The 14,565-nt window shown below is 64.1% G+C and carries 17 protein-coding genes; 7 read left to right on the forward strand and 10 right to left on the reverse strand.

Features of this window, described 5'->3' with window-relative positions:
* Positions 1-16 precede the first annotated feature (16 nt).
* Positions 17-1,420: an efflux transporter outer membrane subunit gene (locus C3F35_RS05840; protein WP_016487825.1), complete on the reverse strand. Its 1,404-nt coding sequence runs from the start codon at positions 1,418-1,420 to the stop codon at positions 17-19.
* Between the two features lie 125 nt (positions 1,421-1,545).
* Between C3F35_RS05840 and C3F35_RS05845 the strand changes: the two genes are divergently transcribed.
* From C3F35_RS05845 to C3F35_RS05870, 6 genes are all read left to right on the forward strand, one after another.
* On the forward strand, positions 1,546-2,010 hold the full coding sequence (locus C3F35_RS05845) for a TetR family transcriptional regulator (protein WP_130015548.1): 465 nt from the start codon (positions 1,546-1,548) through the stop codon (positions 2,008-2,010).
* Positions 2,011-2,025: 15 nt separating this feature from the next.
* The gene (locus tag C3F35_RS05850; RefSeq protein WP_016487830.1) at positions 2,026-2,646 is read left to right on the forward strand and encodes a DUF3313 family protein; all 621 of its coding nucleotides are present in this window, start codon (positions 2,026-2,028) and stop codon (positions 2,644-2,646) included.
* Complete coding sequence (locus C3F35_RS05855; protein WP_016487831.1) at positions 2,643-3,800, forward strand: MlaE family ABC transporter permease; 1,158 nt, start codon at positions 2,643-2,645, stop codon at positions 3,798-3,800. The genes C3F35_RS05850 and C3F35_RS05855 overlap by 4 nt, the downstream gene beginning before the upstream one ends.
* The gene (locus tag C3F35_RS05860) at positions 3,797-4,618 is read left to right on the forward strand and encodes an ABC transporter ATP-binding protein (protein ID WP_016487832.1); all 822 of its coding nucleotides are present in this window, start codon (positions 3,797-3,799) and stop codon (positions 4,616-4,618) included. Before C3F35_RS05855 ends, C3F35_RS05860 begins: the two co-directional genes overlap by 4 nt.
* 91 nt (positions 4,619-4,709) lie before the next feature.
* Positions 4,710-5,639: an MlaD family protein gene (locus C3F35_RS05865; RefSeq protein ID WP_016487833.1), complete on the forward strand. Its 930-nt coding sequence runs from the start codon at positions 4,710-4,712 to the stop codon at positions 5,637-5,639.
* A 92-nt stretch (positions 5,640-5,731) separates the two neighbouring features.
* Positions 5,732-6,337 (forward strand): ABC-type transport auxiliary lipoprotein family protein, encoded by a 606-nt coding sequence (locus C3F35_RS05870; RefSeq protein WP_223231737.1) that lies wholly within the window; start codon positions 5,732-5,734, stop codon positions 6,335-6,337.
* A gap of 75 nt (positions 6,338-6,412) precedes the next feature.
* Here C3F35_RS05870 and C3F35_RS05875 read toward each other — a convergent pair whose 3' ends face one another.
* The 9 genes from C3F35_RS05875 to C3F35_RS05925 all read right to left on the reverse strand — a co-directional run bounded on the left by C3F35_RS05875 (position 6,413) and on the right by C3F35_RS05925 (position 13,862).
* A complete protein-coding gene (locus C3F35_RS05875; protein ID WP_016487835.1) occupies positions 6,413-8,407 on the reverse strand; it encodes a relaxase/mobilization nuclease and DUF3363 domain-containing protein in 1,995 nt (664 codons plus the stop codon).
* Positions 8,408-8,855: 448 nt separating this feature from the next.
* On the reverse strand, positions 8,856-9,443 hold the full coding sequence (locus tag C3F35_RS05885) for a S26 family signal peptidase (protein ID WP_006379345.1): 588 nt from the start codon (positions 9,441-9,443) through the stop codon (positions 8,856-8,858).
* Entirely contained in the window at positions 9,440-9,997 is a 558-nt protein-coding gene (locus tag C3F35_RS05890; RefSeq protein ID WP_006379346.1) for a DUF2840 domain-containing protein, read from the reverse strand. Before C3F35_RS05890 ends, C3F35_RS05885 begins: the two co-directional genes overlap by 4 nt.
* Complete coding sequence (locus C3F35_RS05895; RefSeq protein ID WP_022652187.1) at positions 9,994-10,257, reverse strand: hypothetical protein; 264 nt, start codon at positions 10,255-10,257, stop codon at positions 9,994-9,996. Before C3F35_RS05895 ends, C3F35_RS05890 begins: the two co-directional genes overlap by 4 nt.
* On the reverse strand, positions 10,254-10,892 hold the full coding sequence (gene parA, locus C3F35_RS05900) for a ParA family partition ATPase (RefSeq protein WP_003092312.1): 639 nt from the start codon (positions 10,890-10,892) through the stop codon (positions 10,254-10,256). Before parA ends, C3F35_RS05895 begins: the two co-directional genes overlap by 4 nt.
* A 241-nt stretch (positions 10,893-11,133) precedes the next feature.
* Positions 11,134-11,955, reverse strand: coding sequence for a replication initiator protein A (locus C3F35_RS05910; RefSeq protein ID WP_022580213.1), 822 nt, complete (start codon positions 11,953-11,955; stop codon positions 11,134-11,136).
* A gap of 50 nt (positions 11,956-12,005) precedes the next feature.
* Positions 12,006-12,290 (reverse strand): helix-turn-helix transcriptional regulator, encoded by a 285-nt coding sequence (locus C3F35_RS05915; RefSeq protein ID WP_001247107.1) that lies wholly within the window; start codon positions 12,288-12,290, stop codon positions 12,006-12,008.
* A 111-nt stretch (positions 12,291-12,401) separates the two neighbouring features.
* The gene (locus C3F35_RS05920; protein WP_006379424.1) at positions 12,402-13,172 is read right to left on the reverse strand and encodes a DUF2285 domain-containing protein; all 771 of its coding nucleotides are present in this window, start codon (positions 13,170-13,172) and stop codon (positions 12,402-12,404) included.
* A gap of 342 nt (positions 13,173-13,514) precedes the next feature.
* Entirely contained in the window at positions 13,515-13,862 is a 348-nt protein-coding gene (locus C3F35_RS05925; RefSeq protein WP_016487838.1) for a DUF2958 domain-containing protein, read from the reverse strand.
* A gap of 287 nt (positions 13,863-14,149) precedes the next feature.
* On the opposite strand from C3F35_RS05925, the gene C3F35_RS05930 reads away from it, so the two are divergent.
* Complete coding sequence (locus C3F35_RS05930; protein ID WP_006379425.1) at positions 14,150-14,443, forward strand: helix-turn-helix domain-containing protein; 294 nt, start codon at positions 14,150-14,152, stop codon at positions 14,441-14,443.
* Positions 14,444-14,565 lie beyond the last annotated feature (122 nt).

A 14,565-nucleotide genomic window follows, 5' to 3' on the forward strand; every position in this document is an offset into this window, starting at 1 on the left:
CAGCAAGCTTCCCCGATCAAACAGGTGGGCCGGATAGTGCTTTTGCCAGCACACCCCATTGCACGGCTGTCTCGGCCCGCGTGCGGATCAGCGAAGCCTGCGCTGACATCACCCCCGCCTCAGCCTCGGCCACCACCGTGGCGTCCACTTGTCCCGCCTCAAACAGACGGCGGCTGCGATCGAGCTGACGCTCCGCGACTGCGACCCCCTCGGTCTGATGCTCCAGTGCGGCGTGCTGCGTATGCCAACCGAGGTATGCGTTCTCTACGTCCTGCAATGCACTCAACAAAGTGCGCTCGAACTCCGCGCGCGCAGCTCGGCTGCGCGCCTCTCCGGTCTCGATGCCGGCACGGATCGCGCCACCATCGAAGATCGGCAACGAAACCCCGGCCCCAAGTGAAAAAATGTTGCCGGTAATGCGCGTCCCCGCACTCTCAACGCGCTGCCGTCCGCCGCTCAGGTCCAACACCAGCTTAGGGAAGCGTTCGCCTTCGGCTGCGTTCCAGCGCGCGGTTTCGGCTGCGAACTTCGCTTCGGCGGCGCGCACGTCGGGCCGCTCACTCAGCAGGTCCGCAGGTATGCGTGTCGGTGTCCAATTGGGGGCGGCGAGTGAAGCAAGAGTCGGAGAAGCTGCAGACGCTCCGGGCGTTTGTCCCGCTAGTACATCAAGTGCATGCGTCGCCTCGCCGCGCGCACGCCGAAGTTGCTCTTGCTCCACACGCAGTGCGACGACGCCGGAGCGGGTTCGCTCGATGTCGAAGCCGGTAGCTTGTCCGGCCTCGAACTTCCGTTGTGTCAGCAAGACGAGTCGCTCGGCGGATGCCAGCCGCGCCGTGGCGAGCGCTTCGAGTTCACTGGCTTGGCGCTGCTGCACAGCCGCCGACACTGTTTCAAACGCGACCTGCCAACGCGTGGCAACCCACGCTTGTTCGGCTGCCACCGCATCCAGGCGCGCACCTTCTGCTGCCTGCGAAAGCCGCCCCGACAGGTCTGCCTCCCACGATGCAGACAACGTGGCGCGGCCATCATTGCCGATCGCAACGTTCTCTGAATAGTCGCGTCCTCGAGTTGCCTGCGTGCCCGCGGACAACGAGGGGAGCAGGGAGGCCCGTGCTCGCCGCGTGGCGGCCGAGGCCTCGTCGACGCGCGCGCGCGCAATCGACAGTTCGGTGTTGCGCTCCAGCGCCGCCCGGACTAGGACATTGAGCTGTGGATCGCCGTAGGCCGTCCACCAGTCGACGGGAAGAGTACGGCGGGATGATTTGTCCAGGATGCCTTCACCTCCCTCTTCATTTGAGAAATGGGCCGGTACATCCAGGCGAGGCGGATCGGCAGAGTGCGGAGCATGGCTGCAAGCCGCAAGAAGCATTAGCGGCGAAATCATGGCCATGAGGCGATAGCGTTCAAGAATTTGAGACATGGCAGGTCCTTGCATTCCGAAAAAGTCTTGACGGACTGTTTTACGCCTTCTACTATACCGACTGGACTGTATATGACTCAAGCTTTTTTTGGAGCACGACCATTCCGCCTCGCGCGAAAACAAAGTTGCCCCCCCCGTCCACCGCCCATAGCAGCACCGATGCGCAGCCCGTTCTCCAGCAAGGAGCCCAGCTAACTCGCGAGCGCATCCTGCAGGCCGCTCGCGAACTGGTGCTGGAGGAAGGCGCCAGTCGTCTGACGCTGGACGCCGTCGTCGTGCGGGCCGGGTTGAGCAAAGGGGCGTTTCTCTATCATTTCAAGACCAAACGCGATTTGTTCGTGACACTGATCGACGAGATGATCCGGGCGTTCGACGCGGTACAAGCCAATCACGAGCGCAGGTTTGCCGGAGATTTGTGGCTCGCGCTCAAGCGGATTCCGATCAGCGCGGCCTCTGCAGCCTGGGCAGGAATCGGGCTACTTGGAAACTTGGGTATCGGCGCCCTCTTGCTAGGCGATCTCGCATCAGTGACGCGCTGGTCTGGCACCGCCCTCATCGCAGCAGGCATTGCCTGTCTTAGTTTCGTTTGATCAAGGAGACCCATTATGAAGAGCAAAACTGCATTGATCCGCGGCGGCATTTTTTTTTGCGTAGCAGCCGCGCTCTCTGGATGCGCGACCAACAGCATGACGCGCTCCGGATTTCTCGGCGACTACGAGAAGTTATCGCCGACACGATACGAGAACGTACTGATGTACCGCGCAGCGGGATTCGAGCCCAAGCGTTATGCCGCTGTCGTGGTGGAAGATGCGCAGATCAAGACCGCCTCGGGTCGCATCGATGGGCTCGATGACGCGCAGCAGCGTGAAGTGCTAGACCATGTGACGAGCGAACTGAAACGCCAGGAAGGCAAAAGTCCCGCCACCCCAGGTGGCACGGGACAGGTTCGGGTGCGTGTAGCGGTCACCGAACTGCAGACACCGAATCGGGCAGTCAATGCAATGACGACCCTGCTGGTTGGACCCGTGACGACGGGCGGTGCCAGCCTAGAGTTCGAAGCAGTCGATGTAAGTACGGGACGACGCGTTGCTGCCGCCAGTTGCTTCGAGCGCGGCAACGTCATTAAAGAGTTCGCCGGTTCGTACACATTGCTGGGTCATGCCAAAGCGGCGATCACGAACTGCATCGAGCGCATCGACAGCGCTTGGCGGGACACGCAGCCATGAGCAACGCTTCACAGGCTTGGCTCCGGCAGGATGCCATGGTCGGCGGTGATCACAAATGGCTGGCGGGTGGCGACTGGACGATAGAGCACTACGCCAGTCTGGCAAAATCCGTGTCCGCCGCCCGCATCAGCCATGCCGAGGGGTACGCCACTCCCTTGCTCGACTGGACGCAAGTCCAGAGACTGGACACCGCCGGCGCGGCTCTGCTGGTGGAAATTCTCGGGCCAGACTCGATACTCGACCGGCCGGAGGCAGCTCCAAATCTGTCCCCGGATCGCCTCGCCCTAATGAAAGCGCTTGCCGCCGCTGCTACCGCTCAGCAGAAGACGGACAAAGCAGCGGTGAGCGGGAATCCTCTGCTCCGCGGTCTGGGACGCATAGGCCTGACCGTGGAACAGGGCTGTCGTGCGTGTCTTGGTCTGGCCGGGTTCGTGGGTCAGATCATCGAAACATGGAGCCGTACCGTTCGTCACCCGCGTCGCTGGCGCACGACCTCGGTGATCGCTCAAATCCAGCGGTCAGCGGTGGACGCCATTCCCATCGTGGCGCTACTGAGCTTCATGGTAGGAATGGTGGTGGCGTTCCTGGGCGCAACGGTGCTGGCCAACTTCGGTGCGAGCATCTTCTCGGTGCATCTGGTCGCCTTCTCGTTCATGCGCGAGTTCGGAGTGCTGCTCCCGGCCATATTGATTGCAGGCCGTACCGCAAGCGCGTATACCGCCCAAATCGGTTCGATGAAGGCAAATGAAGAGATCGATGCGCTTCGCTCCAACGCGCTCGACCCCATCGAGTTGCTGGTGCTGCCACGCGTGCTGGCGCTTCTTGTGTCCTTGCCACTGCTCACATTAGTAGGCATCTTGGCTGGCATTGTGGGCGGCGCCACTGTATGCGCACTGAGCTTGGAGATTCCTCCTGCACAGTTCCTTGCCATCGTGCAGGAAAAAATCGAGGTGCGCCATTTTCTTGTCGGAATGAGCAAGTCCCCGCTCTTCGCGGTGATGATCGCCGCTATCGGCTGCCATGAAGGGTTCAAGGTCGCCGGTAGCGCTGAGTCGGTAGGCGACCACACGACTTCTAGTGTTGTGCAATCAATCTTCATGGTGATCCTGATCGATGCCATCGCTGCACTGTTCTTCATGGAGATGGGCTGGTGAGCGCGGTGAAGGAAGACACCGACAACGGTGTGCGACACGCTATTGAAGTGCGCGGCCTAGACAACAGGTTTGGAACCCAGCAGGTCCATCAGGACCTGGACCTGGACGTGCGACGCGGGGAAATCCTTGGCGTGGTGGGAGGATCAGGCACCGGGAAATCCGTGCTCTTGCGTAGCATCGTCGGGCTGCAGAAGCCGCATTCGGGCGTGGTCCGTATCGGGGGGCGCGACCTACTGCGAGCCCAATGGCTTGCACGCGCGCGTATGGAGCGAAGGTTCGGCATTCTGTTCCAGAAGGGCGCGTTGTATTCATCGCTGACCGTCTTGGAGAACGTCGCTCTTCCTTTAATCGAGCATGTCGGTCTGGCGCGGCCTCTTGCCGAGCGTTTGGCAAGAAGCAAGCTGGGCTTGGTGGGGTTGCCTGCCGGAGCGGGAGACAAATATCCGGCCTCGTTGTCCGGAGGCATGGTGAAACGAGCAGCACTGGCGAGAGCCTTGGCGCTTGATGCGAACATCCTGTTTCTTGACGAACCCACCGCAGGACTGGATCCAATCGGGGCTGCATCTTTCGACCAATTGATTCTGACCCTGCGCAATGCACTGGGTCTCACGGTGTTTCTGGTAACCCACGACCTCGATACGCTGTACACCATATGCGACCGTGTCGCGGTCCTGGCGAACCAGAAGGTACTCATCAACGACGGCATCGAGGCAGTCGAGCGATTCAAGCACCCGTGGATACAGGAATACTTTCACGGCCCCCGTGGCCGTGCGGCCGCACAGGCCACTGGTGCTTCCAGCCAAGAGACGCAGCCATGAAACCCTTCCGCATCTGCATCATTCTTCCGTCGCGCACGCATTGGGCTGGGCGCACGCAATATTTACACTCTGAAAACGAGGTGGTCTGATCATGGAGCCACGTGCCCATCATGTATTCATTGGTCTGTTCGTCGTGCTGCTCGGTGCGATTGGTATCGGCTTCGCGCTCTGGCTCAGCGACACACGTTCCGACCACGATTACCAGTATTACCGGATCATGTTCGATGAGCCAGTGACCGGGCTTACGCCCGGCAGCCAGGTTCAGTACAGCGGAATCACGATTGGCGAAGTCGTTGCACTTTCTCTTTCGCCGCCTGACCCAAGGCGGGCGATAGCGCGCGTGCGTATCAATGCCACCATCCCGGTCCGGCAGGATACCCGCGCTGAATTGGTCATCACGGGAATTACCGGCAACGCGGTGATCGAGTTGAGCGACGGTGGGCCAAACGTGCCATTGCTGGATCGGAAAGAGGACGAGGAACCGTTGATCCTCGCGCCACGTTCGGCGATGGCATCCCTGGTCTCCGGCGAGGGTAACAGCATGACGACACTCAACGGCATCTTGCTGCGCACGCAGGAGTTACTGTCGAAGGAGAATTTGGCTCTTGTGCACCGCAGTCTAGTGAATCTCGAACAGACTACGGGCGCGGTCGCTGACCAGAGGGCCGAGATCGCGACGTTAATCAGCAATCTGACCGAAGCAAGCAGAGAATCGACAGCTGCCGTGCGCCAAGCAAATAGCACTCTTCGCGATGCCAACCTGCTACTAAATAACGATGGTAAGCAAATCATGGTGAACACGCGTGATGCAACGGCATCCCTCGAACGCGCCGCTTTCAGGGTTGAGACGCTACTGCAAAACAATCAGGAATCGCTGAACCAAGGCATGGCCGCCACAGGCCCTGCCATGCACGAACTCCAGCAGGCGCTGGCCAATCTAAACACCGTGCTGCGCCGACTGGATCGCAATCCGGCGCAATACCTGCTCGGTGGAGAGAACATTGAGGAAACCAAGCCGTGAACACTTCCGCCAGGATGATTCCCGTCGCTGCCGCGACTATGACGCTAGTACTCGGCTTGTCCGCGTGCAGTGTGCTTCCCAAAACAGCTCCAATGGTCACCTACAAACTGCCCGACTATCACATCGCCCAGGCGGAGAGTACGCCACGCGCCGTTCCTGGACCTGGGGCGCTGCGCGTCTACGCCCCTGAGAGTAGTCGCGTCCTGGATTCGGAGCGGCTTTTCATTGCGCAGCCCGATGGTCGCTTGTCGGCTTGGCAAGGAGTGCGTTGGGCCGACCCCGCACCGGTGCTGCTACGCGACCGAATCGTCGAAGCCTTCATGCGCGATGGGCGGTCGACTTCGGTGATTACCGATAGCACGCCAATGAGCGCCGATATGGAGTTGCGCAGTACGCTACGGGCGTTCCAGCTCGAATACCGCGGCACTGAAGCGATCGCCGCGGTTCGGGTTCGGCTCGATGTGCAACTGGTCGATCCGGCCAAACGGACTGCTATTGCCAGTAGACGCTTCGAAGCAATCCAAGCTACAGGCAGCAAGCGAGAGGCAGATGTGGTGAGCGCGTTCGGTGTCGCGACGGACGTGTTGGCCGGGCAGATCGTTGAATGGGCAGTTCAGGTCGGGGCAGCGCGTTTGCGAGTTGCACCGGAATCGGCAAGCAACCATGCACCCACAGCGTCGGCGATAAGCACAGACTAGTCGCCTTAACGGAGCACAGAAGCTAGGGCCAGAACGCTGCTCGACACCTTAACTCGGTACGACAGCCTACGGCCCCTATCCAATCCCAGGACCTCGTTGCCGTCCAACCTCCCATGACACACCGCCGCCGCGTACAGTCGCGGCGATCTGCTGCCCCAGTCGTGGCTCGATTATCGGCCGCCAAGGCACCAGACTGAACCCCATGCCGTCATCGAGCAGCGCATAGCGACCGCTGGCGAGAATGACCGAGCGCCGGTAGATGCCGGCTACGCGCTGCCCGTCTGTGACGTGCCGATGCTCCAACCCACTATCGGCGGCAATGTGCTGGGCGGCCTGCGCCAGCTCCCGATTGCGCAGCGTTTCCAGCAGATTCCGGGAGAGAATCACCCGCTGCCCACGCCGCTGGGCCAGCCCCTGTTCTTCGAGGAAGTCGGCGCGCTGCTGCAAGGCTTGCTTGGCATCGCCACCAAAGCCCAGGTCGCCCAATCCCCGGCCGCCGCCGATCAGTTGCTGGTCGAGCCAGGTGGCGCCGATCACGCGGGCCTGCCGCTCGATCGGCAGGTGAGATTTCAGGTCCACGGCCACGCCGCCCAGTCGCTGCGCATCGTACTGGCGCCCACGCTCGGATAGGTCGTCCGGCACTTTCCATAGCCCTTCCGCCACGCGCTCCACGATGCCGGCCCGGCGCAGGGCTTCCAGCCGTCGGACGTGGGCCGCGACGACTTCCTGCGGGTCGCGGCCGGGCTTGGCTCGGCCTTGCTCGATCGCCAGGTGATGATCGGTACGGTACAGGCCATCGCTCGCCAGTGCGGCGATGTTCTTGTCCGCCGCCCGTACCTCGGCGGAACCACGCACCTCCACCACCGCGCCGGTGGGGTAGCTCGCCAGTTCGTCGCGGGCGTTCAAAGCGACGTAGTGGGCCTTGCCGTCCACGCCGTCGATGACCAGATAGCCGCGGTCGTGCAGCTCGTCGGCCAGCCCCTTGGCGGCCACGCGGCCGACGAGGGTACGGCCGTCGTCGGCCGGCTCGAATACCGCCAGCTCGCGCGGCTGGCCGCTCATGGCGCGCTGCATGGTGCGGATGATGTCGCCACGCTCGCCCAGGGCACGCAGGGTCTTCTCAGCGTCGGCATGGATGGCCCAGGTGCTGGGCTGCACCTCGTCGGCCAGGCCGAGCCGCTGCAAGCGTTGCAGCCGGCCGATCAGTAGCAGGCGCTGGCGTTGCAACGTCGGTTCGTTGAAGCGTTCGATCCGCACCCGGTCATCCTCGCCGACCTCGCGCTGCAACGTGCGGTCGAGGCTCGTCCACCGCTCTTGCTTCACCTCGCGCTGCCAGGTCTGCTGGATCTCCAGTTCGGTGCGCGGCCCCAGCCATTCCGTCGCCAGCTCGGCGGCGCGATGGCGGAAGCCGTGGGCGATGTAGTCGCCCGCGATGACGAGGTCTCTGCCGGTATCGTCGCGTCCGCGCACGATCAGGTGCGTGTGCGGGTTGTCGGTGTTCCAGTGATCGACCGCCACCCAATCCAGCCGCGTTCCCAGGTCGGCCTCCATGCGGTTCATCAGGTGCCGGGTGTAGGTGCGCAGGTCGTCCAGCTCGGCTCCGTCTTCCGGGGAAACAATGAAACGGAAATGGTGTCGGTCGTCCTGGCAGCGTTCCTTGAAGGCATCGAGGTCGGCATGGTCGGTCTGCGGCCCGTAGGCACGGCCCGGCTCGCCGTCCCGGCCGGCACCGTCGCGCTCGATGTAGCGCAGGTGCTTGGCGAGCGACTGCGGGCTGGCGTTGCGCTGGTTGACCAGCAGCGTCTTGACGGTCACGCGCCGTGACATGGGTGTCAGCTTTGCACCTGCGAAGCGCGCTGCCGTATGGCCGCGCCCAAGCCGTGAGCCGGGCCGCTGGCCCGCGTGCTGGCCGCTCCCGCCAGCGACAGGACGGCGCACCGCCGACTTGCCGCCGCTGGCTTTGCCAGCCCGCTTGAGCACCTTGGAAACGAAGCTCTGGCCCTGGCCTTTGCCTCGGTTCTTCGGCGCGCCAGGGCGCACCCGGAAATCGTCGTCGCGGCGGTCGGTCATGGCAGCGCCCCTGGCAAGCTCCGGCGTCTCCGGGCGTGCGAAGCACGCGGACATGCCTGCATTGGCGCGGGCCTCGCGCCCCACGCGGCACGGCGGCAAAGCCGCTCCGTGCCGCGCCACCCCCATGTGCAGACAGGCCTTCGACGCGGCCCGGTGCCGCGTCCTTTTGTCTTGCCTTCCGCCTTTGCCCCTCGCTCCCGCTCCGGGCATCGGCGGCCCGGCGGCGCTGCTGCACCAGCAGCCAGCCCGCCGGCGAACACGCCAATGGCCGCAGGCCAGGCGCGTTCGAGGCAAGACGCCTGCACGTTGGACGGCTGCGCCGAAGGCAGCGCGAAGTGCGGTGCGAATGCACCCGCACTGCACGTGCGATGACAAGGCGACGAACAGTAGAACGACATGCCCGATGGCACGATGAGAGGCGCGGCAAAGTGCAGCGAATCGGCGGCCATCATGGACGTGTCTCCAGCCAGATCGGATGCGCAACGCCGATCGCGGTGGATGCACTGACCGGCCCGAAATAGCGGCTGTCGAACGACGCTGGGTTGGTCACGCTCAAGAGGAACAGTTCGCCCGGTTCGAGACGGCGGCAAAGCTGCAAGGATGGCAGCGGTCGGCCCTGCCGGTCGGCAGGCAGGGCGGCGGCCACCGGCACGCCGTCGATGCGAACCTGGCCGGCGACGATGCAGACGTGTTGTGGCGCGACTGCGCCCACACGTTTGAGCAGCGGAACGCGGGTCGGTAGGTAACTGCGCTGCGCAGCCAGCATGGCGGCCCTGTCGGGCAGCGGCACCAGCACGATGCTGTCCACGGACAGCGGACGTGGCCGCGAGGCGGTGCGCGGGTCGAACGGTTCGATGCGATACCAACCGACCGCCACGCTGTCGGACGGGTTGTAGGCCATTCGCGGCAGGGGCTGCACGAACGCAGCCCAGGCCAGCGCAGCGAGGCCGACGGTGGCGAAGCCTGCCAGCACGAGGCGAGTGCGCAGGCGCGAGCGAGGATGCGGCACGGGGCCGGTCGTGGAAATCGTGGTCATGGCAATGCCCTCCCTGCCAGCCAGGCGGCGTGCCGTTCTGTGGTGTATGTGGGTAACGCCGAGCGCGCTGCGAGCCGGTTCGCGAGCGTGCGCCAGTACGCGGGCGATGTGTCTGCGGCTGCGATGCCCAGCGCCTCGATGTCGTCGATGCGTTCCAGCACGGCGCGAACGTTGGCATCGCCTTCGGCGTGCAACAGCAGACGCGCGCCCGGCTGCACGCCGGGGATGCGTTGCACGGCGTCCAGCGGCGTGGCGGTCTGCATCACCATGAGCTGCCAGCGGATCGTGCCGTAGTCGTTGGCCTGCCAACGGATGCGGCACAGAACCGCGTTCGGCAGGAACACGGCGCAGCGCCGCCAGCGGTCGAGCTGGAGCGTGCGCGCCGGTTCGCCGAAGCGCAGGTAGAGCTTGAAGCGGGGTTCGATGTAGGTCAGCGCCACGCGCGTCAGCGGCACGTTGCCGGCCTGGCCGGCGAGTGTCGAAGGCGCCGGCGGCGGTGCAGCCGTGGGCGCACTTGCTTTGGGGGTGTGGGCGGTCGAAGCGGATGCGTTCACGGCGTGCCCTCCGGGGGAAACTCCCGCTCCAGCAGGCTGCGCAGCAGTTCGGCTACGGTCACGCCTCGCGTGAAGGCCGACACCTTGATGCGCGCCCGCATGGCGGGCGTGATGTCAAGCGTCAGTCGAGCGGTGTAGAGGTCGCCTTTCTGCAAGGCATCTGCGTCGCCCTGGCGAATCCACGCTTCGGCGTGCGGATTCGCTGGGGGACGTACACCGATGCCGACGCGCTTGCTGCGTGGTGATGGCTTTCCAGTCATGTCGGCCACCGCAGCAGTTCGTCGGTGAGCGCGGCGATCTCGCGGGCAGCCGCGCTGTCGGGCGCGGTTTCGCGGGCGAGCCGGCCAGCGGCTACGCTGTCGGCAAAGACGATGCGCTGGTGGATCTCCGAGCGCAGCGCGGGCAGCGGCTGTTCGGCCAGCGATTGCCGTGCCTCCCTGCCGATGATGGTGGTGCTGACGCGCCGGTTGATGACGAAGGCCGCGCGTAGCGCTGGCCGGAACACCTGTGCTTCGCGGATCAGTGCGACCATCTCGGCAGAAGCCCATACGTCGTAGGGGCTGGGCTGCACGGGGATCAGCACGCGCTCGGCCGCCAGCAGCGCGGAGCGCGCGAGGGCGGCGATGCGCGGCGGGCCGTCGATGATGATGTGATCGGCCCGCCTGGCGAGTTCTGGCGCTTCCTGATGCAGCGTTTCGCGGGCAAGGCCCACGGCGCTGAACAGACGGGGCAGGCCCTGCTGGCTACGCCGCTGCGTCCAGTCGAGCGATGACCCCTGCGGGTCGGCATCCAGCAGGATGACATGCAGGCCGCGCATCGCCAGTTCGCCGGCGATGTGCGTGGCGAGCGTGGTCTTGCCGACGCCGCCTTTCTGGTTGAGAAACGCGAAGATCATGGCGCGGCCCTCCGAGCTGGAAAGCCGGCCTGGGCGTGCCATTTCGTGGTTGTCCACCGAAACGGCGCGCTTCTACTAAAAGTTATGTATTTCTTGTTAGGTAAGTTAGAGGGAACGCAAACCCGCGCCGTTGTTGGCTTTCCGGCGTTTTCGTACTCCTGATAGCACGAGGGTCGTACTCCTGATAGCACGATACCCGGTACTCCTGATAGCACGAGGCCGTCCACAGGTTCTCCCGCAGTTATCCCCGTGCCGCGTGCGGCACGGGCCGGAAGGTCAGCAGCTCGGTGTTGTCGTCCGGCATCCGCTCGATGCCGAGGACGTAGCCGGGCAACGACTGCCGCGCCACCAGGGCGCGCACGTCGTAGGCGAAGTCCGAGAAGCGGGCCGCGCTGCCGGATTTGCGGTACAGGTGTCGGAAGTCGAATTGCCAGCCGTGCTCCTGCCGCCCGCCATGCTTGCGCACCAGGCGGTACAGCCAGCGTTCGATACCGCCTTTCAAGCGGAAATAGGCCGGGTCGATGGTCAGCACCAGGGCGGCGTCGAGCACGCCGGCATAGAACCAGTCCGGCAAGATCAGCTCGATGCCCAGCGGGGTGCCGCTGGCGTCGGCGAGTTCCTTCCACTCGTTGATCCACGAGAAGCGATGCAAGCGCCTTCCCGTGGTTTCGCGGATGGACGTGGCCACCGTGGTCGATTGCAGCCGGTCGAGGGCGGCCTTCAGGCGCTGGTAGTCGTTGAGGGACGTGCCGCGCCCGATGAAGCGCAAAATCTCGTAAGGCGTGGCGCGTATCCAGCGCGACGGGCGCAGGCCCGCGTCGCGCGCCTCCACGATCTGCGAGGCGGCCCATATCAGCACGTCGGCATCCCATATCGTTGCGATGCCGTGCTCCTGCGTGCCTTCCACGCGAATGGTGACGTTCCCGCTGCGGAAGTCGATCGGCGCCGTGCGCCGCGACTTGGCAAGCGAGAAGAACGGAAAGGCCATCAAGTCCTGGGAATCGCGTGGCGCCATGTCGCCCGGCAGCGCTCGGAACAGATCGAGCTGTTCGCGCTGCGGCAAGGCTTGCCCTGGCGGGCTGGACATGGCGAAGGCCACCCACGCGCCGACGATCAGCGGCCATCACGGTAGTCGCCCGCGTGGCGCTCGGCGTATTCGGGATCGGACGTGGCCTCGTAGCTGCGCTGGTCGGCCCAGGCATCGAGGTCGGACACCGCGTACATGACGCGGCGGCCGAACTTGCGGAACTTGGGGCCGCCGCCGATCACCCGCTGCTTCTCCAGCGTGCGCGGCGACAGCCGCAGGTAGTCGGCGGCTTCGTCGTTTGTCAGGTAGCGTTGAGGCTGCGAGGTCGCAGTGACGGCAGCGGCGGCAGGCCGCGAGGGAGCAGGTCGCATGGGATGTACCTCCATCAAGCCCGGCCACACCACGCGGCCGGATAGAGGCACTCTCAAGAAAGCAAGGCTTCTTGCTAAGGGACGATTCGCACGGGTCGAGAAACGTCCCCCCTAATGCGACGGGAACATTGGAAGCTGCGCTAGTCGGCGGTAGCCGCCGTGCATCAGCTCATCGCCGCGGCGTACCAGCCGCCGCACGCGGGCACGCAATGCACTGTCTTTGTGCCAGTCGGCCGCGACGGCATCCGCGCCGAACAGACCTTCGGCCACTTCGCGCAAAGAGGCTCCCGCGAGGGTCGCGTCGAGCGCTTGCAAGGTATGCAGTTCCAGCAGCGCGGCGGGCGTGGGGCGAGAGCGGGCTGTTGCCACAGGCGCGGCCACGGTTGCGGCAGATAGCGCATCCAGCTTCGCAGCGAGCGTGCGGTAGCGCGCACAGGGCGTGGCGCAGGCGCGTGTGGCGTAGAGATAGGCCGAGCCATCTTCTAGGTCGGGTGCGAGTGCGAGCCGAACGCAGCAGCCTGGCCAATGCGATACAAGCACCAGGCGCTTGCCGTCGTGGGTCAGTTGCTTGCGCCCAGGAATGCGCCAGAACTCGAAGGTATGCGCATCGGGTGGTGGGTCGGCGTCGGGGTATAGCTGCACCACGCCGTCGTGATCGGGGAACCAAGCAGGATGTGCATCGCGCGCATCCAGGCCGGGATCTTCCAGCAGGCGCAGGCCCCAGGCCTGCGCCGCATCTGGCTTGCGACGCCGGCGTAGCCAGTCGCGCCGGTAGCTTGCATTCCTGCGCAAATACTCCCAAGCCAGCGCTGGGCCATCGAGGTGCAGCGTGTAGAGATACGCGGCCGTGGGATACCAGTGTTGGCTGCTGCGGTCAGTCATGGCGAAACCTCCCTGTTTCTGGGAACGTCGCCACAATTCCGCTGTGCGGGAGCTATCGAATCGCCATCAAGTGGTCATCAAACTCGGGTTACGCTTTAACTGCTGGTGTCAAGACAGATTCGCTCCAGTGCATTGCCGAAATCGTCTAAATGCGACGACTGCACCGCCCGGAAATGGGGTGCAGCATTGAACACCGTGCCGAATCTCGCGCCTGGCATCATGACTGTTTTGGTCAGGAGCGCACCACCCTGGTGCAAGCATGCGGATCAAGACTTGCCAGGTCTTGGCTAAGACCGAAATAGTCACAATGCGATACTTTTTGCCTGGTCGCGCTGGAATGCGTCAATCGGTGATCGAACCGTTTTCCTGAGCCAGTCGAACGTATTCCGACAGCGGCCGCGTCGGCTGGAAGTACCGATCTCGTATCACGGGCTGCTTGAGCGGCCCGACGATGGACGCCAGATCGGACAGCTTCACCGTCGCCAGGGCAGGCATCCCGATCCCGAGGTCGATCAGGCCGTAGGCCGTATCGCCATCGGTCGGATCGAGCGCGGCCAATAGCCAGGTCGCATGTGCGTCCGGTGTGAACAGGCGCACCACGGGCAGCGGGTCACATTCCTGGCCTGCGGCGCGGGTGAGGCCGTGGGCCAGTAGGTGCACCCGGTCTTCCTCGGTGACAAGCGTGGTCAAGGCCGCGCCCCTTCCACGAACACACGCAATCGCCGAGGCGCATCTGTGCCTGCGGACGGATGCACGTATGCGCAAGCGCACGAAGCCGCAAAAGCGGAGAGGCACGAAGGCGTATTGGTGGAAGTCAGGAAAGACACGGACGCGGTTCCCTGGGTCTGAGGAAATCCGCAGATGCGGATCTCCGTAAAAGCACGGAAAAGGAAAACATCACCACCAAATGAACACTATAGATTGTAGTCCTATAGGGCGCAATGGGCTGTCATCTTGGTTTTTTGGGGAAACCATAGGTGGCAGCGAAGAACTCATTGGCAGCGGCGATTCGGACGGTAAGGAAGGCGCGTGGTTTGAGCCAGGAAGCGTTCTCCAACGTGTCCAGTCGCACCTACATGAGCACGCTGGAGCGCGACCTGAAAAGCCCAACCATCCAGAAGCTGGCCGATCTGTGCGAGGTCATGGAAGTGCATCCGCTCACGCTGCTCACATTGGCTTATGCCGGTGACAGCACCCGCGAAGCTGATGAATTGCTGGCACAGGTGCGCCAGGAACTCAGGGCGATATTGGAAGAGCCCGACACGCCGTAGCGCGTTGGCGTGTGGTACTGAATTGCAGCAAGCGGAGCGCGCAGCGCCGCAGGCGCGAAGGCGTGAGGGATTGAAGCCGGATGGCCGTGACGGCTTGCCGGCACGGGGCGAAGCCCGAAAGC

This window comes from Leclercia sp. LSNIH3 (assembly GCF_002935105.1).
Classification (GTDB): Bacteria; Pseudomonadota; Gammaproteobacteria; order Enterobacterales; family Enterobacteriaceae; genus Enterobacter; species Enterobacter adecarboxylatus.